Source organism: Romboutsia sp. Marseille-P6047 (genome assembly GCF_900604535.1).
Taxonomy (GTDB): domain Bacteria; phylum Bacillota; class Clostridia; order Peptostreptococcales; family Peptostreptococcaceae; genus Romboutsia_E.
The window spans coordinates 105,227-127,947 of record NZ_UWOT01000004.1; the positions used below are offsets into that span (position 1 = coordinate 105,227).

23 protein-coding genes are annotated in these 22,721 nt (G+C 28.6%); 6 read left to right on the forward strand and 17 right to left on the reverse strand.

Features of this window, described 5'->3' with window-relative positions; all coding sequences use genetic code 11:
• Positions 1–60 precede the first annotated feature (60 nt).
• The gene (locus EIH23_RS05515; protein WP_122639227.1) at positions 61–720 is read right to left on the reverse strand and encodes a HEAT repeat domain-containing protein; all 660 of its coding nucleotides are present in this window, start codon (positions 718–720) and stop codon (positions 61–63) included.
• 9 nt (positions 721–729) lie between these two features.
• The gene (gene hflX, locus EIH23_RS05520; protein ID WP_122639228.1) at positions 730–2,013 is read right to left on the reverse strand and encodes a GTPase HflX; all 1,284 of its coding nucleotides are present in this window, start codon (positions 2,011–2,013) and stop codon (positions 730–732) included.
• Between the two features lie 162 nt (positions 2,014–2,175).
• Here hflX and EIH23_RS05525 point away from each other — a divergent pair, with 162 nt between their 5' ends.
• A complete protein-coding gene (locus tag EIH23_RS05525) occupies positions 2,176–2,439 on the forward strand; it encodes a cysteine-rich small domain-containing protein (RefSeq protein WP_122639229.1) in 264 nt (87 codons plus the stop codon).
• Between the two features lie 107 nt (positions 2,440–2,546).
• Here EIH23_RS05525 and EIH23_RS05530 read toward each other — a convergent pair whose 3' ends face one another.
• The gene (locus EIH23_RS05530; protein WP_122639230.1) at positions 2,547–3,185 is read right to left on the reverse strand and encodes a TIGR01906 family membrane protein; all 639 of its coding nucleotides are present in this window, start codon (positions 3,183–3,185) and stop codon (positions 2,547–2,549) included.
• A gap of 506 nt (positions 3,186–3,691) precedes the next feature.
• Here EIH23_RS05530 and rpsD point away from each other — a divergent pair.
• A complete protein-coding gene (gene rpsD, locus EIH23_RS05535) occupies positions 3,692–4,288 on the forward strand; it encodes a 30S ribosomal protein S4 (protein WP_122639231.1) in 597 nt (198 codons plus the stop codon).
• Between the two features lie 199 nt (positions 4,289–4,487).
• Here rpsD and EIH23_RS05540 read toward each other — a convergent pair whose 3' ends face one another.
• A complete protein-coding gene (locus EIH23_RS05540; protein WP_122639232.1) occupies positions 4,488–5,069 on the reverse strand; it encodes a manganese efflux pump MntP in 582 nt (193 codons plus the stop codon).
• Positions 5,070–5,520: 451 nt separating this feature from the next.
• Positions 5,521–7,071, reverse strand: coding sequence for an ABC-F family ATP-binding cassette domain-containing protein (locus tag EIH23_RS05545; RefSeq protein ID WP_122639233.1), 1,551 nt, complete (start codon positions 7,069–7,071; stop codon positions 5,521–5,523).
• Between the two features lie 282 nt (positions 7,072–7,353).
• On the opposite strand from EIH23_RS05545, the gene EIH23_RS05550 reads away from it, so the two are divergent.
• The gene (locus tag EIH23_RS05550; protein WP_122639234.1) at positions 7,354–8,682 is read left to right on the forward strand and encodes an FAD-dependent oxidoreductase; all 1,329 of its coding nucleotides are present in this window, start codon (positions 7,354–7,356) and stop codon (positions 8,680–8,682) included.
• 101 nt (positions 8,683–8,783) lie between these two features.
• Here EIH23_RS05550 and EIH23_RS05555 read toward each other — a convergent pair whose 3' ends face one another.
• Both EIH23_RS05555 and EIH23_RS05560 read right to left on the reverse strand, forming a co-directional pair.
• Complete coding sequence (locus EIH23_RS05555) at positions 8,784–9,497, reverse strand: zinc dependent phospholipase C family protein (RefSeq protein WP_122639235.1); 714 nt, start codon at positions 9,495–9,497, stop codon at positions 8,784–8,786.
• Between the two features lie 15 nt (positions 9,498–9,512).
• Positions 9,513–10,349, reverse strand: coding sequence for an N-acetylmuramoyl-L-alanine amidase family protein (locus EIH23_RS05560; RefSeq protein WP_122639236.1), 837 nt, complete (start codon positions 10,347–10,349; stop codon positions 9,513–9,515).
• A gap of 157 nt (positions 10,350–10,506) precedes the next feature.
• Between EIH23_RS05560 and EIH23_RS05565 the strand changes: the two genes are divergently transcribed.
• Together EIH23_RS05565 and EIH23_RS05570 are read left to right on the forward strand one after the other, a co-directional pair.
• Positions 10,507–11,046 (forward strand): hypothetical protein, encoded by a 540-nt coding sequence (locus EIH23_RS05565; protein ID WP_122639237.1) that lies wholly within the window; start codon positions 10,507–10,509, stop codon positions 11,044–11,046.
• Between the two features lie 202 nt (positions 11,047–11,248).
• Positions 11,249–12,241, forward strand: a complete 993-nt coding sequence (locus tag EIH23_RS05570; protein WP_122639238.1) for a SpoIVB peptidase S55 domain-containing protein — start codon at positions 11,249–11,251, stop codon at positions 12,239–12,241.
• 69 nt (positions 12,242–12,310) lie between these two features.
• Here EIH23_RS05570 and yunB read toward each other — a convergent pair whose 3' ends face one another.
• Positions 12,311–12,991 (reverse strand): sporulation protein YunB, encoded by a 681-nt coding sequence (gene yunB, locus EIH23_RS05575; protein ID WP_122639239.1) that lies wholly within the window; start codon positions 12,989–12,991, stop codon positions 12,311–12,313.
• A gap of 241 nt (positions 12,992–13,232) precedes the next feature.
• On the opposite strand from yunB, the gene EIH23_RS05580 reads away from it, so the two are divergent.
• Entirely contained in the window at positions 13,233–15,929 is a 2,697-nt protein-coding gene (locus EIH23_RS05580) for a transglycosylase domain-containing protein (RefSeq protein ID WP_122639240.1), read from the forward strand.
• Positions 15,930–16,016: 87 nt separating this feature from the next.
• Here EIH23_RS05580 and spoVAE read toward each other — a convergent pair whose 3' ends face one another.
• From spoVAE to EIH23_RS05625, 9 genes are all read right to left on the reverse strand, one after another.
• Positions 16,017–16,379, reverse strand: coding sequence for a stage V sporulation protein AE (gene spoVAE, locus EIH23_RS05585; RefSeq protein ID WP_122639241.1), 363 nt, complete (start codon positions 16,377–16,379; stop codon positions 16,017–16,019).
• 12 nt (positions 16,380–16,391) lie between these two features.
• Positions 16,392–17,405 (reverse strand): stage V sporulation protein AD, encoded by a 1,014-nt coding sequence (gene spoVAD, locus EIH23_RS05590; protein WP_122639242.1) that lies wholly within the window; start codon positions 17,403–17,405, stop codon positions 16,392–16,394.
• Positions 17,406–17,431: 26 nt separating this feature from the next.
• Positions 17,432–17,878: a stage V sporulation protein AC gene (gene spoVAC / locus EIH23_RS05595; protein WP_122639243.1), complete on the reverse strand. Its 447-nt coding sequence runs from the start codon at positions 17,876–17,878 to the stop codon at positions 17,432–17,434.
• Positions 17,879–17,891: 13 nt separating this feature from the next.
• Complete coding sequence (locus EIH23_RS05600; RefSeq protein ID WP_122639244.1) at positions 17,892–18,299, reverse strand: stage V sporulation protein AB; 408 nt, start codon at positions 18,297–18,299, stop codon at positions 17,892–17,894.
• Between the two features lies 1 nt (position 18,300).
• Positions 18,301–18,891, reverse strand: a complete 591-nt coding sequence (locus EIH23_RS05605) for a stage V sporulation protein AA (protein WP_122639245.1) — start codon at positions 18,889–18,891, stop codon at positions 18,301–18,303.
• A gap of 139 nt (positions 18,892–19,030) precedes the next feature.
• Positions 19,031–19,798 (reverse strand): SigF/SigG family RNA polymerase sporulation sigma factor, encoded by a 768-nt coding sequence (locus tag EIH23_RS05610; RefSeq protein WP_122639246.1) that lies wholly within the window; start codon positions 19,796–19,798, stop codon positions 19,031–19,033.
• 26 nt (positions 19,799–19,824) lie between these two features.
• Positions 19,825–20,253 (reverse strand): anti-sigma F factor, encoded by a 429-nt coding sequence (gene spoIIAB, locus EIH23_RS05615; protein WP_122639247.1) that lies wholly within the window; start codon positions 20,251–20,253, stop codon positions 19,825–19,827.
• Between the two features lie 13 nt (positions 20,254–20,266).
• Positions 20,267–20,602 (reverse strand): anti-sigma F factor antagonist, encoded by a 336-nt coding sequence (gene spoIIAA, locus EIH23_RS05620; protein WP_122639248.1) that lies wholly within the window; start codon positions 20,600–20,602, stop codon positions 20,267–20,269.
• A 102-nt stretch (positions 20,603–20,704) separates the two neighbouring features.
• On the reverse strand, positions 20,705–22,696 hold the full coding sequence (locus EIH23_RS05625) for a molybdopterin-dependent oxidoreductase (protein WP_122639249.1): 1,992 nt from the start codon (positions 22,694–22,696) through the stop codon (positions 20,705–20,707).
• Positions 22,697–22,721 lie beyond the last annotated feature (25 nt).

The window sequence follows — 22,721 nt, forward strand, 5'->3', positions numbered from 1 at the left end:
TTTTAAACCCCTCCTAGTTATTTTAACTATTTTTTGGTTCTAATTTGATACATTAAATTACTATCTATTTTCTAATGTATCAATTGCTTCATCATAGGCCCTAAGTACATAGTCTTTTTCAAATTGTTTTTTGTTTTTTAACTGTCTTAGCATTTTTAAACTTGTTTCATTTCCTATTTTTGATAGTGCCTTTGCACAATATTGTCTAGTCTGCGCATTTGTATCATATAATCCTCTTTGTAAAACTTCTCTACTTTTAGGTGATTCAATTTTTCTAAGTGCTGAATAAGTTATTCTTCTTACATCTGAATGCCTATGGCTTGTTAATGGATGTAGTAATTTTAAAAATCTATCATCCTTTAATTCACCTGTTGCCCAAATAAGAATCATTAAATCTTCAGCATTTCTTTCTATAAGTATCCTCTTATAAAGTCTTCTCTTAAAGTCTATCATCTTTTCTGCATTTAAGCTTTCCATAAAACTAAGCCTTTTCTCTTTGTTATACTCTAGAAACTTATCTAAAATATCTTTAGATGATTCTAGCTCATCTTTAAGCATAGCTTTAATTTCTAGCTTTGCCTTTATTAGATGATCATTGACTTCAGTTGTTGAGATACTTCTAATTTTACTAATTTGAGATACTGTTTTAGATTCTTTATAAAGAAGATAGGTTATAAAATAATCTTCCAATTGGTCTATATTATCCCAACTTATATTCATTATTATTACCTACTTCTCTAATATATAGTCTTTATATATATTATAATCTTCTTCTTCTAAATTTACATCAAGTGTTATCCCAGTTTCCCCATATTCAAAGTTTTCTACATTATATTTATCCTTTATCTTACTAAATATATGTCCTTTATCATATGGTAATAGAAGACTTACAGGATAAGTATTTTTCATTAATGCATCTTCTATCATATATAATAATTTTTCCATATTTATTCCTTTTTTAGCAGATATATATATTACATCATCTGTGTTTTTAGGATAAATATCTAAATCTAATCTATCTATTTTATTATAAACAAGTATAGTATGCTTATCATCAGCCCCTAGTTCTTTAAGTACTGATTCAGTAGTTTTCTTTTGAAGTTCATAACTACTATTTGTAGCATCTATTACATGTAAAATTAAATCTGCATATTGAACTTCTTCTAAAGTAGCTTTAAATGCCTCTACTAAGTCATGAGGAAGCTTACTAACAAATCCAACAGTATCTACAACTAAAAACTCTTTTTTATTAGGTAGTAATGCTTTTCTTAATGTAACATCTAGTGTTGCGAATAGCATATCTTTTGCCATAACTTCTTTTTCAATGTCATAGTCTTTATGTGTTTTTATTAATTCATTTAGTAGAGTTGACTTACCTGCGTTGGTATATCCAACAAGTGCAACAATTGGTATATTTGACTTAAGACGTTGGACTCTTTGAGTTTCTCTATTTTTCTTAACTTCTCTAAGTTCTCTTCTTATATCTGCTGCCTTATTTAATATATGTCTTTTATCAACTTCTAGCTTTTGTTCACCTGGTCCTCTAGTTCCAATTCCTGCACCAGTTCTACTCATTTCTCCACCCATACCATAAAGTCTAGGTAATCTATATTTTAACTGAGCAAGCTCAACTTGAAGTTTACCTTCTTTACTTAAAGCTCTTTGTGCAAATATATCTAATATTAATGTTGTTCTATCTATAACCTTTATTCCAACTATTTCTTCTATATTTCTTATATGAGCTCCTGATAATTCATCATTAAAAATTACCATTGTCGCTCCTAAAGATTCACAATATGCTCTTAGTTCTTCAACTTTACCTTTTCCTATATAGTATGCTGCATCTCTTGATTGCCTATTTTGAGTTATACTTCCTACAACCTCAGCTCCAGCTGCTTTTGTAAGCTCTTTTAACTCTTCCATTGATTCGTTTATGTCTATATCATCTATTCTTCTTGCAGTCGACGTTATATTAAGTCCTACAAGTAAAGCTCTTTCTTTTTTTTCTTGCATGTAAACACCTCTTTAATATGTGATTATGAATTAAATTTCTTTATTATTATACCATTGTTGCTATTTTTTAGTATATTATTCTAAAACTTTAGTATAATTATGTTGCGATTAAATTTTATGATTTATGTATGAATATAGACATTTAAAATCTGGAGGTATATTATGAACGAAAATTATAAATTTTTTAACCATAACACTTGTGAGTTTTTCCCTTGTCATAAGACAAATAAACCAGAAGAGTTTAACTGCCTATTCTGTTATTGCCCATTATATGCTTTAGGTGAGGATTGTGGTGGTAATTTTAGGTATAACGAAAAAGGATTTAAAGATTGTTCTAAGTGCTTATTGCCACATAATCCTAAAAACTACGACTATATAATGAGTCGATATAAGGATATAATGAAAATTGCAGCTAAGAAAGATTAGTAAATTATGTGTTTTGAAATTAATTTCAAAACACATAACTACTTCATTTTGATTATATTATATTAATTATTTATATTCCTTTTATTTTTGTAATATGTTTCTATTGATTATGTATACTTAATATTTGACTTTAGTGCCTTATATATAAGATGTAATACAATACTACTTAATATAACAAATACAACTATCATTAATCCTGCATGATAAAAAAATTCTTGTGGCAAAATGTTTATAACAGGATCTTTTAAAGGATCAAATATCCAGTAATCATTATCAAACATTATTTCATGAAAAATTACAAATGTTTTATCAAAATTTATTAACATAGGTATTGAAACCAATATAGGTAATATTATTACTAACTTGGATGTTATATTTAAAAAGTCTATTTTCTTATTTTTTAAATTATAAACTATTCCTATTAAAGTTATTATAAATGAAAGTATTAATAACTTATTTACATTTAAAAATATTTCTTTCACTTCTTCAAAGTGTATTTTTCCTTCCCTTGAAGATTTTATTGTAGGTAACTCAAAATCACCTGATATTTTATTTAAATTATAATCTATCATATAATCATAATTAAGTTTTATCTCTTCTTTTGTTAAATTATTCATTTCATCTATATTTAAATAGTTTATATCAAAGTAATATAATTCTTTAAACGCAACAACTATTCTTATACTACACCCTATTATCAATAAACTAAAAAATATACAAAATATTATATTCATTGCTTTTTTCATAACTAACCCTACCTTATTATCAGTCTTAATTTATATTGTAATGGATTTTTATACATATTTTTACTTTTTTATATTAATTTAATTTTTTTATTTTTGATAATGAATTTCATTTGCATTATATCTTTTTTTATGTTATATTAATTACAGGCTCAATATATCACCAAGGGATTTGGAGAGATAATAACAATTAAATAATCTTTAACACGTGTACGTTCGATAATATATTTTAACCAATATATTCTCTGTTATATTTTATATAGCATATCCCCTTACACAAATTTTAATATTCTATTTTGTTAAAGTTATTAATTGTTTATATAGCCATAAAAATCTTTACACTAATTTATTATGTGTAAATTACACTAACTTCTTCTTAAGAGACCATGTTAACTACGTGGTCTCTTTTTTGATAATGAATTTCATTTGCATTAAATATTTATTTATGTTATAATAACCTTGGCTTTAAAAATTATCGCGGCAATTTTAATTTTTAAGGAGAGATAATTATGGCAAAAATGATGGGACCTAGATTTAAACAATGTAGGAGATTAGGACTAAATGTATGTGGTCATCCAAAAGCAATGGATAGAGCTACAAAAGGAACTTCTAGAGCTGATAAAAAGCTTTCACCTTACGGAACTCAGTTATTAGAAAAACAAAGATTAAAAGCTTATTACGGTGTATTAGAAAAGCAATTTTCAAACTATGTAAAAAAAGCTACTAAATCTAATGAATCTACTGGTACAGCACTTATTCAAATGCTTGAGTGTAGATTAGATAACTTAGTTTATAGATTAGGATTAGCTAGTTCTATAAGACAAGCTCGTCAAATGGTTGTTCATGGACATATTTTAGTTGATGGTAAAAAGGTTGATATACCTTCTTATGGTGTTTCTGTAGGACAAGTTATATCACTTAGAGCTAAGTCTCAAAATAATGTTATGTTTAAGGAAAGTTTCTTAAGTAATGCCCTTAGCCAATATGCTTATTTAAGTAAAGATGTAGATTCATTCTCAGGTACTTTAGTTAAAATACCTGAAAGAAATGAAGTACCAATTGAGATCAATGACATATTAGTTGTTGAATACTACTCAAAATTATAAAAAAAGTTAAAAAAAGTGTGGTAATTTAGTATGTTCGTGTAACTGGCGAGTATTGTGGGAATATAAATTTCATTCCATGCAAGATAAAGTACGTCTTGCAAATGGAATGAAATTTATATTTACCACATACTCGCTGGTTTACTCGTATACTATAAAATACCACACTACTTTTTTGGTTGAGAATAAAATAAATATAAGATTATCCTATTATTCCTATGTGTTCTAATAGTATTTTCACCCCCATACCTATTAATATTATTCCACCTGCTAATTCTGCTTTTGATTTATATTTTATTCCGAATACATTTCCTATTTTTACACCTATCATTGATAGTATAAATGTTACTATTCCTATAAATGTTACTGCTGGTACTATGTCTACTTGTAAAAATGCAAGTGTTATACCGACTGCTAATGCATCTATACTAGTAGCTATTGCTAATACACTCATATTTTTAAAGCTTAACATTTCTTTTTCACTTTGAACTGCTTCTATATCATCATCATCTTTACTTAAAGCTTCTTGTATCATTTTTAAACCTAAGTATCCTAAAAGTATGAATGCAATCCAATGATCCACGCTCATTATATAATCTTTAAATTGTAATCCTAAGAAATACCCTATTAAAGGCATTCCTGCCTGGAATCCTCCAAAATAAAGCCCTACTATACCCGAATTTTTTAAAGTAATTCTTCTCATTGAAAGCCCCTTACAAACAGAAACTGCAAAAGCATCCATCGACAGCCCAACCGCTAATACAAAAAGTTCAATTAAACTCATAAATCTTTCTCCTTAAAAAATAATATCTATTGTAATAATACAAAATTCATTTATATAATATGCCAACCTATCTAGCATAAAAAAAGACTTATCTACAGATATAGTATAACCCATATCTGTAGATAAGTCTCATTATTCAAAATAAAGCCAGATGGTAAAACCATCAGTATGTTGACCTTACTACACACTAAATAATAAAAGTGTGCCAACTACTCCCTTATCTATCTATATTATATTATATTAAACCACAATTTAATGCAACATACAAATAAATATTTATATCTAGTTTTTATTTATTTCTAACTTCCACCCAAAGAGTTTTAATACAAAGTACATTTAGTAAAACTCAGCGAAGGGTCGATGAGATATTGCAATTTATAATCTATTCGCAAGATACCTTTTGTCTTTCATAGATTATAAATGCAATACTCACCGCCCCGAAGCCACTTAACTAAACAATCTTAGTAGTAAAATCCTCTATATTCCATACATTATCAACTATATCCATATAGAATTCAGGTTCATGTGATACAAGTACTACAGTTCCTTTAAATTCTCTTATAGCTTTCTTTAACTCATCCTTAGCTTCAACATCTAAGTGATTTGTAGGTTCATCTAGTACTAATAAGTTTATGTCTTTTAACATTATCTTACATAACCTAACTTTAGCAGCTTCTCCCCCACTTAAAACTCTAACTTGACTTGTTATATGTTCATTTGATAAACCACACTTAGAAAGTGCTTGTCTAACTTCAAAGTTTGTAAGACCTGGGAATTCTGCCCAAACATCATCCATTGGAGTATTGTAGTTATCCTTAGAACTTTCTTGTTCAAAGTATCCTACTTCTAAGTAATCTCCTAATTCAACTTCTCCATCAAAAGGCTTTATTATTCCAAGTAAAGTCTTTAATAATGTAGACTTACCTATACCATTCATACCTTTTAATGCAACTTTTTTATTTCTTTCTAGTTCAAAATTAAGAGGCTTAGTTAATGGTTCATTATATCCTAATACTAAGTCTTTAGTTTTGAATATATATCTACTAGCCGCTCTAGCTTCTCTAAATTGGAATGTAGGCTTTATTTTTTCTTTTGGTCTTTCTAATATTTCCATCTTGTCAAGAATCTTTTGTCTACTGTTTGCCATACCACGAGTAGCAACTCTTGCTTTATTTCTAGCAACGAAATCTTCAAGTTTCTTTCTTTCTTCAACTTGTCTTTCGTATGCACTTTCTTCTTGACGTTTCTTTATTTCATTTAATCTTACGAATTCATCATAGTTACCTTTGTATCTATTTAACTCCCCATTTTCTAAGTGGTAAATTACATTACATGTATCATTTATAAATGGTATATCATGAGATACTAATATAAAACTATTTTCGTATTCTTGTAAATATCTAGTTAACCATACTATATGCTCTTCATCTAAATAGTTAGTAGGCTCGTCTAGGATTAATATAGTAGGATTTTCAAGTAGTAACTTAGTTAAAAGTACTTTTGTTCTTTGACCTCCACTTAGATCTGTTACGTCTCTATCTAATCCTATATCTCCAAGACCTAAACCATTTGCAACTTCTTGGATTTTTGCGTCTATCATATAGAAACCACTATTTTCAAGTATTGTTTGTATTTCAGCTGTATCTTCAAGAAGCTTAGTCATTTGATCTTCATCAGCTTCTCCCATTTTATCATACATACCTATCATTTCTTGTTCTAAATCAAACATAGGCTTAAAAGCATTTCTTAGTATATCTCTTATAGAGTTACCTTTTTCAAGAACTGAATGTTGATCTAAGTAACCAACAGTTGCTCTAGAAGACCACTTTATATTACCTGCATCAGGCATTAATTTTTTTGTTATTATATTTAAAAAGCTTGATTTCCCTTCTCCATTTGCCCCAACTAAAGCAATATGTTCACCTTTTTTTAATCTGAAAGAAACATTCTCTAGTATAGTTCTAGCTCCGAAACCATGACTTACGTTTTCTACTACTAGCATTGTCCACCTCTTCATTAATAGTTATTTTTCATTCTATATTATAATATATTCTTTTTTATCTTAAATCAAGTGTATGAAATATCCATATGTAATTTTATAAAAATTTAATGAATCAAGAGATATTAATTAACAAAAACTAGTCATATAAAATATAATTAATTAAATTTCTATTTTTTTGTTTTAAATTTAACGAATGTGGTATAAATATAATGTTAATATTTTATCAATTAGATTTTAAACAAATTATTTATAAATTTTAAAACCCATATGGAGGTAGTAATTATGAAAATTGTAGTTGTAGGATGTACTCATGCAGGAACTGCTGCTGTTGTAAATATGAAAGAACTTTATCCAGATAGTCAAATAACTATTTATGAAAAAAATGATAATATATCATTCTTATCTTGTGGTATAGCTTTAAGTGTTGGAAATGTTGTTACTGAACCGGAAAAATTATTTTATAACTCTCCAGATAACTTAGCTTCTCAAGGTATAGTTACAAATATGAAACATGAAGTTTTAGATATAGATTTTGATAATAAAAAACTATCAGTTAAAAATTTAGTTACTAATGAAATCATAGAAGATAGTTATGATAAATTAGTTCTAACTTTAGGTTCTTGGCCTATAGTGCCTAAATTTGAGGGTGGCAATTTAGAAAATATACTTCTTTGTAAAAACTATGATCATGCTAAAACTATAATAGAAAAATCTAAAAATGCTAAAAATGTTGTAGTTATAGGTGCTGGTTATATAGGAGTTGAACTTGCTGAAGCCTTCGAAATGAGAAATAAAAATGTTACTCTTATAGATGCTGAAAACAGAATAATGGCCAAATATCTAGATAAAGAATTTACAGATATAGCTCAAGAAGAATTCACTAAAAGAGGCGTTAATTTAGTTCTTGGACAAAAAGTTCAAAAATTTGAAGGTACTGATAAAGTTTCTAAAGTTGTAACAGATAAAGGTGAATTTGAAGCTGATTTAGTTGTATTATGTATAGGTTTTGCACCTAATACTAAATTAGTAAAAGGAAAACTAGATACACTATCTAATGGAGCTATAATAATAGATGAATATATGAGAACTAGCAAAGAAGATGTGTTTGCTGCAGGAGATTGCTGTGTTGTTAGATACAATCCAGCTAATGAAAATAGATATATACCTTTAGCTACTAATGCAGTTAGAATGGGTACTTTAGTTGCTAAAAATCTAGTTAAACCAACTTTAAAATACATGGGTACTCAGGGTACTTCTGGAATAAAAATTTATGACTTATGTATTGCTTCAACTGGACTTACTGAAGAAGTTGCTAAAAGCACTACATCTTTAAATGTTGCTTCAGTTACTGCAGTTGATAATTACAGACCTGAATTTATGCCTACATTTGAAGAAGCTAAATTAAAATTAGTATACGATAAAGACACTAGAAAAGTAGTTGGTGGTCAAATTATTTCTAAGATAGATTTAACTCAATTTATGAATACTTTATCTGTTGTTATTCAAAACGAAATGACTGTTGAAGAGCTAGCTATGACTGACTTCTTCTTCCAGCCTCATTTTAATAAACCATGGAGTTTATTAAATACTGCTGCTCTTATGGCTTTATAAAAAATCGTTAGCTAGTATCTGTTATTAGCTAGTATATAAATAAAAAAATCCTGATATGCAACTGCAAGAATGTTGCATATATCAGGATTTTTTATTTTACATTAATTTAAGTAGTAAAATACATCATCATAAAACATTAGTAGGCATCCCGCTGTACTTCTTTGCGATACTGTAATCGCCTTTGTTGCTATTAGATAAAACTTTGTTGTTAAATCATTTATATCTCTATACATATAATCTAGGTCTAGTCCTAAGTTTGAATTATGATCCACATATTCTTCTATTGAGTTTAATAATATAGGTTTATCCTCAGTTCTAAATCTTCTCATTTTTTTGTAGTTCGCTTTTACATATACTTCAAATTGTCTATGATTATCCAATAACTTTCCCTTGGCATGTTGTGGTATAGTTAAATCTTGTACTATATGACATGCCGCTCCAAGATAGAACATAGCTCTTTCATAGTTCCCTAAACTTATATATTTTAACGCTCTATTGTAATAACTTAAAGTTACTGACATTGCATTATCATCATATCCAAACTTTCCTTTTTGTAATTTAGGATTATAAAAATGATGATAACATTTAAAATCCTGATCTGCCCATACTAATCCTTGATTTATTTGTGCCTCATATTTTTTAAAAAATTCGTATTCTTCTTCATATCCGTTTACTTTTAATATATTTAATGCATTCTTTTGTATAAATATATGCACTTCACAATCTGTTTTAATTATAGTCCTTTTTATAGGAGCCACAACTTTAAAAGTATTAGTTAATGCAGTTGCATATACACTTTCTAAAGTATCCTTCATTTATATCACCTAACGTCATTTAGTCTTAAAATATTCATCTACTCCATCTGCAATACTTTGCATTAATTTTCTTTGATAGTCAGGATTAGACATCATTTTGTCTTCATTATAATTACTCATAAAGCCCATTTCAACTAATACTGCTGGTACTTTAGACCAATTAAATCCAGTTAAGTCACCACGTTGAAAAACTCCATTTATTTGTATTCCTGAATTTTTCATACTGCTCCTAATTAATTCCGCACACTTATTACTCTCTTCATATATAGAGGATGTGTATCTTCCACCTTCCTCTGGAATTAATATTGATGCTCCTGTTTTAGATGAATTGTCTATACTATCAGCATGAATTCTAACTACCAAATTTGCATTTTTATCATTTGCAAAAATTGCTCTCTCACTATTACTAATATTTACATCATGGCTTTCTCTAGTCATTATGATATTATAGCCTTTACCTTCTAATATATGTTTTAAAACTGTAGATGCTTCTAAATTTAGAACATATTCTGGCTTTTTAGTTGCTACGCCTTCTGTACCAGATGAAACTCTTGCTTTTTGATATCCTGAACCTGGCCCTACTGGTTCTAAGTTTGGATCACCTTTTTCTTGATGTCCGGGATCTATACATATTAAATATTTTGAATTATCTTTTATACTATTTTCATCATCTTTTTCTGATGTAGGTTTTTTATCCTCGACCTTTTGTTCTCTATTTTTATCTTTATCGTTATCTATTCCCTTACTTATTAACCCTGTTGCTTTGTAAAGACTATTTAATGGGTCTGATGTACCTATAAGAATTATTCCCATAGCTATTATTGCCATTATTATCACTCTATATTTTTTCATTTTATTCTCCTTTCACTTTTAAATTTGTATAAAGTTATTTTCTAGTTTATTCTCCCCAGATTATTTAAATTTTATTTTTACTTAGTTTTTCATTTATATTTGCTATTTAATGCATATATATTTATATATCGTAAATTTAGGTGGTGAGATTAAAAGTATGCCTAAAAATGTATCTTCGTCTAATAATAGATGCTATAAAAAAAAAATAATCAAAAGAAGTAACTCTAATAATACATCTACAAGTCAAACTAGTAGTACTTGTAATAATCAAACAAACGAAAATAATTCTAACTCTAATGATGGTAATAATGGTAGTTCTAACTCTAATTCAAATAGTTCTAGTAATACTAGTAATAATTCTAATGGCTTTAATAATAATAACGGTAATAGTAATAATGATGATAGCAGTGATTCAAAGCTTTGTTGTTTTGGATATTTAGATTACATAGTTCTAGCCTCTACTCTAGCAGTTGCTTTAGCTGAGGAATTAAATGTTAATGATTTGAATATATTATCTACTTTTTTAGCAGTGTTATCAGATGAGCTTGCCTTAGTCTCCTCAGTTAAAAGTTGTAATCCTGATAGTTCAGACGAGGTATTTGTTCCTCCTATTCCAGACGTAGCTATTACACGAGCTTCAAAAAAAAATAAAACTCGAATAAAGAAAGTTACTAGAAGAAAAATAAAAAAGAAATAAATACACTTTCAAAAAATTTAAAGTGTTTTATTTCTTTTTTTATTACACTAATTGAAAATGCTTTATTTATAAATATCCTTTGTTTTTTTTTGAAAAGTACGGTTTTATTGAATCTCTTTTCCAAGGATTAAAACTTAATTAATGTGCACTATAATATTAAAGCACCATTAATCATCAAAGTTGCTCAGAAAGAAGGTGTTTTATGATTAATAAAAATTTCAATATAAAAAATTTAAAGATTAAGTCAAAAATTATAATTTTTTCATGTTTATTATTTTGCTTATATTCTTTGCCAAATAGTTTTATTTATGCACAAAATGCCGATAAATTAGATACAGAGTATTTAGTTCCAATGGGCAACGTGTTACAAATTGATGCAGAATTAAAAACTATTATAGTAAGAAATGAAGTTGAAAATTGTCCATTACAAATTGGTGATGCAATCTTAAAATTACAAGATAAACCTATAAGTAATTATGGTGAATTTTCATCTATACTTTATTCTCTACCAAAAGATAGTGATGTTTCCATTTTAGTAAATAGAGGAGGAAACACTCTAAGTATTAAATGTAATAAAGAAATTTTAGAAAAAATTAACTTCAACAATTTAATTTCCGGATTTGCTACTTTAACCTATATTGATTGTAATAATAAAGAATTTGCAGCTGTTGGTCATCCTATAAATGTAGGTAACTCAAAAAGGATAGCTATAAAAGATGGCTCAATATCTACTACAACTGATATTACAATTCAAAAGTCTTGTAAAGGTAGCGTTGGTTGTATAAATGCAAGACGTGACTTTACCGTTGGACATTTTACAAAAAATGATAACTACGGAATAAAAGGGAGTATAGATAATTTAGATACTTCAAAATTAAAAAAATATAAAGTAGCCTCTCTAGATGAAGTTAAGTTAGGAAAAGCTCAAATAATTTTACAAAATCAATTTAATGTTTGTCAAAAATATAATATAGAAATAATTGGAATCGAAAACCAAAGAACTCCTAGCCCTAAAACATTTAAAATACGTATTGTTGATAAAGATTTACTAGGATTAACAGGAGGTATTGTTCAAGGAATGAGTGGTACTCCTATAGTACAAGGAAATAAAATAATCGGTGCTGTATCTCACGCAGTTGAAAATGATCCATCTATAGGTTATGGTGTTTTTATTGGATGGATTATGAATAATTAAATACGCATTATATATATCTTCTATTTATAAGGGATGTAAAAATTAAAATTTAAACATCCCTTATATTTTTTAATTATTTTTATTGTTTGTTGTATTATTTAAATTTGGTATCACGCTTTGCACTCCTGTTTCAGGTATATTTACATAACTTTGTGGAACATCCCCTACTATTATAGTTTCACATACAGGTATTTGTACATTAACTTCTTGAGTTGAAGTTGTCAGTGGAATTACAACTTTTACCTTCGTATTTGCTTCTATATAAATAGTATGTCTAGTTTGATTTATTCCAGATGATTCAAATTTGGTTTTAAAATCTACAGATACTGTTCCTATTGGCTCAATTGATACTTTTATTTGTGGACCATATTTTGCTAGTATAGGGCTTCCTAAAGCTGTTCCAATAGGAATATATGAACTTGTAGATTTAATCTTTTTTAATTCATCTTGTATTTCTAGTGCTATATCTGATGCCAACGAATTCATTAATACAGTATTAGCTTGTAGCATGGTTATTTTCCCTTCAGAATCCATTTGAACGTTTACTAAATCAGTATAATTTATTTGTCCTTTTACAACTTCTGATACTGATTTATTTATAGACTTATTTGCAATCTCAAGTGCTTTTGTTTCAGCAAGTACTGTAATTGTTGGTCGTAATGTTCTATCTATGTATAAAAAACTTCCTATAAAAAAAGAAAGTATAAATAGTAATAAAAATATTATTCCTGTCTTTTTATATTTATTCAATTAATCACCCCCATAATAGTTTATGCCTTATTAATATTTGACCTTAACATAAAAATTATAATATTAGTAAAAAATAATAATATAATTTATATGTAGGTAGAAAGTTAAGTAATTTAACTTATATACTGTAAGTAGACATATAAAAAGTAATATAAGTTACACTATATTCATTTTTATGTATATTTTACAAAAACATCGCTATATATGTTATAATATTGCATTAAGTAAGGAGGTTTAACTTATGAGCAATGGCAATAATGAAGATCAAAATAAAATAAGAAGAAAAAAGGTTAGTTCCTCTAATAACCCTACTAAGACTACTACTAACTCTACTCAAAATGATAGTAGTAGCAGATCAAAGTCTAGAAAATCAAATAATAAAAAAGATAAATTTAGATTTTTTAGGTTAACAGGTGTATTTATTTTAGCCTTGTTAGTAGTTGGTGCAGCGGCAGGAACTGGATTAGTATTCTCTTCTCTGAGAAATGTAGAGCCAGTTACAAAAGCTCTTTTAGATGAGAAAACTTATCAAACAACAAAAATTTATTATGCTGATGGATCACTTTTATCAAATGCTCCAAGCACAAATAAAAAAGAACCAGTATCACTAGATGATATGTCTGATCACTTAAAAAATGCTATAGTTGCTATAGAAGATGAACGTTTCTATGAGCATAGCGGTGTAGACATAAAGGGGCTTTTCAGATCTGCTGTTAAAACTTTATTAGGAAAAACACAAGGTGGTAGTACAATACCAATGCAGGTTTCAAAAATGCTACTAACATCTTCAGAACAAACTTTACCTCGTAAGGTAAAAGATATTTATTATGCATATGAAATGAGTAAAACTTTATCTAAAGACGAAATATTAGAAGCTTATTTAAATAACTTCTTCGTTGGAAGAGGGCTTATTGGAGCACAAGCAGGTGCTCATGGTTACTTTAGTAAAGATGCCAGTGAATTAAGTTTAGCAGAATCAGCTTTACTTGCAGGTTCTACTAAAAATCCATCTGCGTACTCTGCTTATATTCCAGACAAGCTAAATGGAAGTGAAACTAAAGAAGATTTAGAAAATAGATTATTATTCTATACAAATACTACAGATGATAATTGGGATGATCCAACTGATGTTGACTTTAACATTATAGATAAGCTTTATTATGACTGGAAACTTATTGATACAGATACACATACTCAGTTAAAGAAAGGTACGTTAATAGTTAGAAAAGCTGTTAATAATTCTAAGGCTAAACAAAGACAAGAAGTTGTTTTAGCTAAAATGTTAGAGTTAGGATACATAACACAAGAAGAACATGATAAGGCTGTAGCAGAAGAAATAAAAATTTGTTTACCTAAAACAGAGGATACTGTAGTTACATCAGTACAAGACCTTATAGAGTCTGAGGTTATTAGCGCTTTAATGAATCAAGGACATACTTGGGATGAAGCTGATAACTTATTCCGTAATGGTGGTTTAAACATATACACTACTATAGATTCTAGTATGCAAGATATATTAGAAGGCGAATATGAAAATACTAATAACTTCCCTGGAACAAAATATATAAATGGTATACCTCAACCTCAATCTGCAATGGTTATATTAGACTATAAAACTGGACAAATTAAAGCTTTAGTTGGTGGTAGAAACATAAAAGGAAGAAAAACTCTTAATAGAGCTACAACCGCTCAGCAACCTGGTTCTACTATAAAACCACTATCAGTTTATACTCCAGCTATAGATACTTTAGAAATTACCCAAGCAGACTCACTAAGTGATGCTAGAGGTGGATATAAATTTAGCCAAAATAACAAATGGAATCCAGCTACTACAACTGCAGGAAGCGGATATATGACACTTCGTAAAGCTCTTGCTTATTCTTCAAATACAATCGCTATTAAAACAGCTGAAATGCTAGGCGATAGTTACGAAGAATGTGTAGATATAATGCTTGATTATTTAAAGAACTTTGGAATTACAACTTTAAAAGATAGTAAAACTGGTGATATAAATGAAGGAGATAGACGTTTCCCTGCCTTAACATTAGGTGGTATGACATACGGTGTATCTCCACTAGAGATGGCTTCTGCATATGGTACACTTGCTAATAGCGGTGTATATATAGAGCCAACTATATTTACAACTATAACAACTTACGATGGACAATTATTAGTAAAAGCTACTCCAGATGAACACAAAGTTGTATCTGAGGATGTGGCTTACGTTATAACTGATATGCTAAAATCTGTTATAACTGAAGGTATCGGTGGTTCAGCTGCTATCGGTGGAGGTATCGAGGTTGCTGGTAAAACAGGTACTACTAACGGTAAGTTAGATGCTTGGTTTGTCGGATATACTCCATATTACGTTGCATCAACTTATATAGGTGATGATGCTGGTACAAAAGACCCTAATACTGGTGAAACAATAGCACGTAGAGGTGTTGATGGAAGTAGTGGTACAGCTGCTAGATTATGGTCTGCAGTTATGAAGAAAGTTCATTCTGGGCTTACAAAAGCAAGCTTTACAGTACCTTCTAACATCTATTTCTCAAATATAAACTTAATAGATGGAGGAACATCTTCAGGTGGTGCAAGAGCTGCATTTATAAATGGAACTTCTCCTAGAAGAGTAAGCTCTTACCAAACTCAGACAAATACACAAGATGAAGATGTAGAAGAAGAACCAGATAATACTGATGACACAGCTTCTGATCCTCCAGATAATGAAGGTGGAACAACTACACCTCCATCTGATACTAATACAGATACTGGTGCAAACAACGGTACTGGTACTGGTAATGGTACTACTGATAATGGAACAAATAATGGTGCTGGTAATGGTACTACTGGCGGTACTGACGCTGGTACAAACAACGGCACTGGTAATGGTGCTACTGATAACGGTGGAACAGAACCTATACCTCCAGCTCAATAGAAAACTTATAAATATTAGATATAATGATAAAAGCGATAAACTAAATTTAGTTTATCGCTTTTTGATTATTTAAATATAATTTAAATTTTATGGCTTAGCCTTTGGATTAAAAATTACAGCCATACTATAACCAAAGAAGATAGCAGCAGCTATACCACCTGCAGTAGCTATTGTTCCACCTGTAAAGACTCCTAAAAGTCCATTTTCTCCTATGCCTTTTATAACACCTTTTGCCAATGAATAACCAAATCCTATTAAAGGAACTGTAGCTCCAGCACCTCCAAAATCAACTATAGGTTCATATATACCTAAGAATGTTAATATAACTCCACTAGTTACATAAGTTACCATTACATAAGGTGTCTGCATTTTAAAATAGTCCATCATTATCTGAGCTATTAAACAAATTGTTCCTCCAACAAGGAATACCTTAATATAATCCATTATCAAGAAAATCACCTCCTATTCATTAACTATTACAACTGCATTTGCTATACAAGGTATAGTTTGCTTTTGCAATGTACTATTTGGTGATAACATAGCTCCAGTTGATACTAGCATTACTTTATTGAATTCTTTCTTTTTTAACTTATCATAGATATATCCAGAAAATACTGCTGCTGAACATCCACATCCACTTCCTCCACAGTGAACATCTTGTTCTTTTAAATTAAATATTTCTAATCCACAATCTGTATATACTTTTGATATATCTAGGTTTTTATCTTTTAGTAAGTCTAAAGTTATAGTCTTACCTACTGTTCCTAAATCACCTGTTGCAATTAAATCAAAACTATTTGGATCATCATTTGTATCATTAAAATATGCTAATATTGTATCTACAGCTGCTGGAGCCATAGCTGCGCCCATATTATTTCCATCTTTTATTCCCTTATCTATAATTTTACCTATTGTTACATATTTAATCTTAGGAGCATCGCCATGATCAGATAATAGTACACATCCAGCTCCAGTAACTGTCCATTGAGCAGTCATAGGTTTTTGAGTTCCTAACTCTAATGGATATCTAAATTGTCTTTCAGCTGTACAGTAATGACTACAAGTTCCTGCTAATATATTTTGAGCAAAACCTCCATCTATTAACATAGCTCCAAGACACATACTTTGAGCCATAGTAGAACATGCTCCATAAACTCCAATAAAAGGTACGTCTAAATCTCTTGCTGCAAAAGAAAATGGCCATATCTGATTAATTAAATCTCCACCTATAAGATAATTTATTTCCTTCATACCTTTATCTGATTTTTTTACAGCTAATTCTATAGTGTCTTTCATCATCTTGCATTCTGCTAATTCCCAAGTTTTTTCACCATCTAAATCATCATCTAAAATTTTATCAAAATAATCTCTAAGTGGACCTTTAGCTTCTTTAGGTCCAACTATTGATGCGGTACTAATTATAGCTGGTTTATGTTGCAATTCTACTGTTCTCTTTCCAATTCTTTTATTCTTCATTGTCTCACTCCTTACCACTGAATAAATTAAATAAACATTTTAACTAAATAATAAACAAATCCAAATAATATAGAAGAACCTATTCCATAAACTAATACAGGGCCTGCAATTTTAAACATATTTGCTCCAACACCTAATACATATCCCTCTCTCTTAAATTCCATAGCTGGAGATACTATAGAGTTTGCAAATCCAGTTATAGGTATAATTGACCCGGCTCCTGCCCTCTTTCCAAGTAAATCATAAACACCTAGACCAGTAAGAAAAGATCCTAGAAAGACTAATGTTATCGATGTTGCTGAAGATGCAGCTAGTTTGTCCAAATTTACAACATTACTAAAAAAATCATTAATTCCTTGTCCTACCATACAAATTAATCCACCTATTATAAATGCAAGAATATAATTTTTTATATACGTAGGTTTAGGACTTATCTCATCGACATATTTATTATAGTCATCTTTTTTTCCCATAATTACTACCTCCTTATATTATTGCCCATCCTAAAAGAGATCCTATTACTTTGCCTATCATCAAGGATATTACTACATATTTTAAATAATTCTTTGGTAGTTTTAAGCGTCTTGATATAACGGGAATATAATATATTACCTCAGTTAATCCAGAACTTAAAAAACCTAAAAATACACCATAAGATAATCCTGAAATTATAGTTATTACCCTACCTTGATGTATTCCTAAATTATGAAGTGATAGTATGCTACCTATGAATGTACCTATTACTAATAAATTTTCATATACGCTTATAAACTGTTTTGTATTTGTAACATGAGATATTCTAGGTACAATACCTATTAAAATAAGTATTGATATTACTCCAGCTCCAACGATTATTCCCGATGATATTCCATAAACCACTAAAAAAAATTTCACATTATTCTTCCTTACCTCTTAATTGATTTTCTATTTCCTTGTTCAAAGAAACCATCTTCAACTCCATAGGACTAGGCTCGTATTTTGAATAATTGGGAATAAATTTATTAAAAAACATAGCCACACCTATACCAATTCCTATTGAGTATGGAATTTGAAAGTATGGCAAATATTTTTTAGCATCTTTAGTTAATACTTCTACCATTTTATATTGAGATGAATACATATTTACATCTGCATGAAAATTCATAATTCCCATAATAGACCCCATAAATACTATTATTGATACTATTACTACTCTTATGTATTTAGTTCTATCTTTTTTAAATTTGTCAAAAAAGATAACTATATCATCACATTTCAAAAAGTTTATACTTACCATTGGTAGATTTTCATTTATCCTTTCTATAATTTCACCTAAATGTATAACATCATATTTTAAGTCATTATCTTTATACTCTCTTATACATATCTCATTTATTGTTGCATCTTTATTTTTAGGATAAACTTCATAAATATCTTTAATATATATATTCTTTGTATTTGAATGAAAAGGTTTTAACTTTTTAGGTATTAAGTAAATATAATCCATAGTTTGCACCCTCCCTTTATTTCTATTATTTGTTATATAAAAAAAAATAAACCTTATTTTTATATAGCTAATTATTAGTATTGCACTAATCATAAATAACTATTAAAAGGTTTATTTTTGTATTTAATATTAATTTTTATTAACTAATATAAGATTTTAATTTCGACAGTACTTTTTTCTCTATTCTAGAAACTTGAACTTGAGATATATTTAATATATCTCCTATTTCACTTTGTGTTTTATCTTCAAAATATCTAAGAACAATAATTTGTCTCTCTCTTTTTTCTAGCTTATTAAGAACTTGCTTAAGAAGTAAATTATCAATTAACTTCTCTTCTTCATTCTCACCCTTTAAGCTTATTTTATCAATTAAACATATTGGAGATCCTTCTTCTTCATGAATTACTCCATGTAAATATTCAACTGAAAAGTTTGCTTCCATAGCCATTACTAAATCTTCTTTTTCAACATCTAGTTCCTTAGCTATTTCATCTACAGTAGGCTCTCTTCCTAATTTTTTAGTTAAAATTTCTTTTTGTGATTTTGCTTTTATAGCTGTTTGCTTTAATGATCTAGAAACTTTAACCATCCCGTCATCTCTTAGATATCTTTTTATCTCTCCTAATATCATTGGAACAGCATATGTAGAAAATTTCACATTAAATTTAGGATCAAATTTATATATAGATTTAATAAGGCCTATTGAGCCTAATTGGAATAAATCATCTCTATCATATCCTATATTAGAAAACTTAGATATTACACTTCTAACTAATCCTAAATTATTTTTTATTAAAATTTCTTTGGCTTCTTCATCATTTTCATTTTGAACCTTTTTTATTAAATCTAACGTCTCTTCATGGCTGAGTAATTTCTTTTTTTCTTCTTTATTTGCAGTTATCCCCATAATAAAACCTCTATTCTTTTTGGATTTTATTTAGGTAAGTTTATATTTTTTAGCATAATAACTTTTGTACCTTCATTTTTTATAGAACTTACCTTTACATCATCCATAAAGCTTTCCATAACAGAAAATCCCATTCCTGATCTCTCAAGCTCTGGCTTTGACGTATATAACGGTTGCATAGCCAAATCTACATCTTCTATTCCATTCCCTTTATCTTCAACTATAATCTCTATCTTATTGCCTTCTAATTTACATTTTAAATATACAAACTTGGACTCATCTTCATCATAACCATGTATGATAGCATTTGTTACAGCTTCTGATACAGCTGTCTTTATGTCCGCTATTTCGTCTAAAGTAGGATCTAACTTTGCTGCAAAAGATGCTGCTATAACTCTAGCTAAACTTTCATTTTCAGATTTAGCAGAAAACTTAACTTCCATAATATTACTCATAAACATTTCCCCCTTACAAAGAACTTAATGCTTCTTCATATGTACTGCAAACTTTTATAATTTTGTTCATTCCTGATAAATCAAAAACCTTTTTTACTCTAGGACTTATGTTTATAACTGATACAGTACCTTTTTCACTTGATATTTTTTTATATCTACCTATTATCACACCTATTCCTGAAGAATCCATGAAGTTAATATTTTCAAAATCAAAAACTATATTTTTAACTGATCTTGTCATTAAAATATCATCAATTTCTTCTCTTATAGCACCTGCTATATGATGATCTAATTCTGTCATCTCAAATTTAACTAGCAAGTTTTTATTATTCAAAGAATATTTTACCATTATTTGTCCCCCCTAATTAAAATTCATCTTAAAGTAAATAATCAAAACTCCAATGATAATCAATTCTATTAGATTAATTTTTTATCCTTCAATGAATTTTAACTAGTTTTGTTTTATTATGTCTACTAAAGTTTCATTATATGTTACTTGTCCTCCTAAATCTGATACACCGCTATTTGTAACAAAATTAGGGTTGCCATGTTTTTTCCACCAACCTACATACATTAAAATAGTATTATCACCTATATTGTCATTAATTTTTATTTGTACATTAATTTTACCATTCCTGGATTGAAGGCAAACAATCTCATCATCGGCTATATTCCTAATTATTGCCATATTTTTATTAATATATGCCTTAGAAATTCCTTTTTTATCCATATAATGTTGACTAAATAAAGTATCTTTATGGTGAGTTGTTATTAATCGTAATTTCTTACCCTCTAAATTTTCTGGCGGAATATATGTTGGAATAGGTGTTAACCCCAAATCTTGTATCTTTTCTGAATATAATTCATATTTTCCTGATATAGTATCAAACTTCTTATCTTTCCATGGAATATCCTTATATACAGTTATATAATCATTTTTTATTCTATCAAGATTTATTTCTTTATCCACAGATTTTAGAGGTTCTATAACTTTATTTAAATACTCCTTTTTAGATACTTGTGGATACTCTTTTATATTCATATATTTAGCTAATTCTCTAAAGAAATAATACTCATCCATAAGTTTATTACTTGGTTCTATCACCTTTTCATTGTAAGTTATATAAGGATTACACATAGAGCTAAACAGTAAATCTTCACTTTCAAGAGTACTTGAACAAGGAATAAATAAATCGCATTTTTGAGCTGTATCAGTCATAAATATATCAAAACAAACCTTGAAATCAATAGACTCAAATGACTTTTCTAATTTATTTAGATTAGGCAACTGATTTAGCAAATTACTTTTTACAATTACAGCCATCTTTATGAAAGCGTTATTCACATTATCCACCATATCTCTATATGAATTGTCAATAAATTCACTCAAATTGTGCACATATACCTCTCTATTTTGTGCATAACTGTTACTATCGTATGGATCAGTTTTTAATACACTTGGATATAATTTGTTAGCATAATTAATACCTCCACCTATATGTCCAATTTGTCCTGTAATGGCTCCCAATGCATCAATTGCTCTAATTGTATTTCCTCCATTTTTATATTTTTGAAGTCCATATCCTAACCAAATAGAGCTATATTTTTCACTATAGATTTTAGCTAACTCATTTATAATATCTAAATCTACCCCGCATTCTGTGGATAAGTAATTTAATTCTAGTGTATTTAAATATGATTTATACTCTTCATAACCTAATACACATGAATCTATATAATCTTTATCCACAAGATTATCTTCTATGATAATTTTAGCAATAGCCATAGCTAATGCTCCATCAGTTCCTGGATTTAATTGAATATGATAATCAGCTATATTGGCTGTATGCGTTTTAATTGGATCTATAACAATTACCCTACTCCCATTTGATTTAGCTTGTTGTAATATTTGCATAGTATGAATAGTTGTATACGCAGGATTTTTTCCCCATATAAATATATTCTTGCTATTTTTCATATCTTCAAGACTATGGCTTTTAACATTTCCAAAATCATACTCTTGAGCTTTAATACCTGCACTCCAACAGGGTCCTCCCTTTTGCTTAGTAACTCCACCATAAAAATTAAAAAATATATCACCAATTGATTTTAATAGTGATCCATTTCCATACTGCTCATAATATAAAACTGATTTTGATCCATAATTATCCTTATAAAAATTTAACTTGTCAGACATTATTTTTATAGCTTCTTCAAAGCTAATTTCCTTCCAGTTTCCATCCACTTTTAATAGCGGATTATAAATTCTATTTGGATGATTTAATCTATCTAAATGAGCTCTCCCTTTATTACAAATAAACCCTTTAGTAAAAGGATGATTTTTATCACCTTCTATTTTAACAACTTTTCCTTCATCCACATAAACATTCATTCTACAAGCATCAAAACAATCTAATGTACAACCTGTACTAAAAACCTTCATGCAAAACCTCCTGTCATATCATTTT

Excerpts from the sequence above, each read along its gene's own strand:
- EIH23_RS05530 (WP_122639230.1), bottom strand. The coding sequence starts at position 3,185 with ATGAAAAAAGCAATGAATATAATATTTTGTATATTTTTTAGTTTATTG.
- spoVAC (WP_122639243.1), bottom strand. The coding sequence starts at position 17,878 with ATGGGAAAAAAAGATGACTATAATAAATATGTCGATGAGATAAGTCCT.
- EIH23_RS05555 (WP_122639235.1), bottom strand. The coding sequence starts at position 9,497 with ATGAAGGATACTTTAGAAAGTGTATATGCAACTGCATTAACTAATACT.
- EIH23_RS05605 (WP_122639245.1), bottom strand. The coding sequence starts at position 18,891 with ATGGATTATATTTACTTAATACCTAAAAAGTTAAAACCTTTTCATTCA.
- EIH23_RS05545 (WP_122639233.1), bottom strand. The coding sequence starts at position 7,071 with ATGCTAGTAGTAGAAAACGTAAGTCATGGTTTCGGAGCTAGAACTATA.
- EIH23_RS05565 (WP_122639237.1), top strand. The coding sequence starts at position 10,507 with ATGCCTAAAAATGTATCTTCGTCTAATAATAGATGCTATAAAAAAAAA.
- EIH23_RS05625 (WP_122639249.1), bottom strand. The coding sequence starts at position 22,696 with ATGAAGGTTTTTAGTACAGGTTGTACATTAGATTGTTTTGATGCTTGT.
- spoIIAA (WP_122639248.1), bottom strand. The coding sequence starts at position 20,602 with ATGGTAAAATATTCTTTGAATAATAAAAACTTGCTAGTTAAATTTGAG.
- EIH23_RS05580 (WP_122639240.1), top strand. The coding sequence starts at position 13,233 with ATGAGCAATGGCAATAATGAAGATCAAAATAAAATAAGAAGAAAAAAG.
- EIH23_RS05560 (WP_122639236.1), bottom strand. The coding sequence starts at position 10,349 with ATGAAAAAATATAGAGTGATAATAATGGCAATAATAGCTATGGGAATA.
- spoIIAB (WP_122639247.1), bottom strand. The coding sequence starts at position 20,253 with ATGAGTAATATTATGGAAGTTAAGTTTTCTGCTAAATCTGAAAATGAA.
- hflX (WP_122639228.1), bottom strand. The coding sequence starts at position 2,013 with ATGCAAGAAAAAAAAGAAAGAGCTTTACTTGTAGGACTTAATATAACG.
- EIH23_RS05515 (WP_122639227.1), bottom strand. The coding sequence starts at position 720 with ATGAATATAAGTTGGGATAATATAGACCAATTGGAAGATTATTTTATA.
- spoVAD (WP_122639242.1), bottom strand. The coding sequence starts at position 17,405 with ATGAAGAATAAAAGAATTGGAAAGAGAACAGTAGAATTGCAACATAAA.
- EIH23_RS05610 (WP_122639246.1), bottom strand. The coding sequence starts at position 19,798 with ATGGGGATAACTGCAAATAAAGAAGAAAAAAAGAAATTACTCAGCCAT.
- EIH23_RS05550 (WP_122639234.1), top strand. The coding sequence starts at position 7,354 with ATGAAAATTGTAGTTGTAGGATGTACTCATGCAGGAACTGCTGCTGTT.
- EIH23_RS05525 (WP_122639229.1), top strand. The coding sequence starts at position 2,176 with ATGAACGAAAATTATAAATTTTTTAACCATAACACTTGTGAGTTTTTC.
- rpsD (WP_122639231.1), top strand. The coding sequence starts at position 3,692 with ATGGCAAAAATGATGGGACCTAGATTTAAACAATGTAGGAGATTAGGA.
- EIH23_RS05540 (WP_122639232.1), bottom strand. The coding sequence starts at position 5,069 with ATGAGTTTAATTGAACTTTTTGTATTAGCGGTTGGGCTGTCGATGGAT.
- EIH23_RS05570 (WP_122639238.1), top strand. The coding sequence starts at position 11,249 with ATGATTAATAAAAATTTCAATATAAAAAATTTAAAGATTAAGTCAAAA.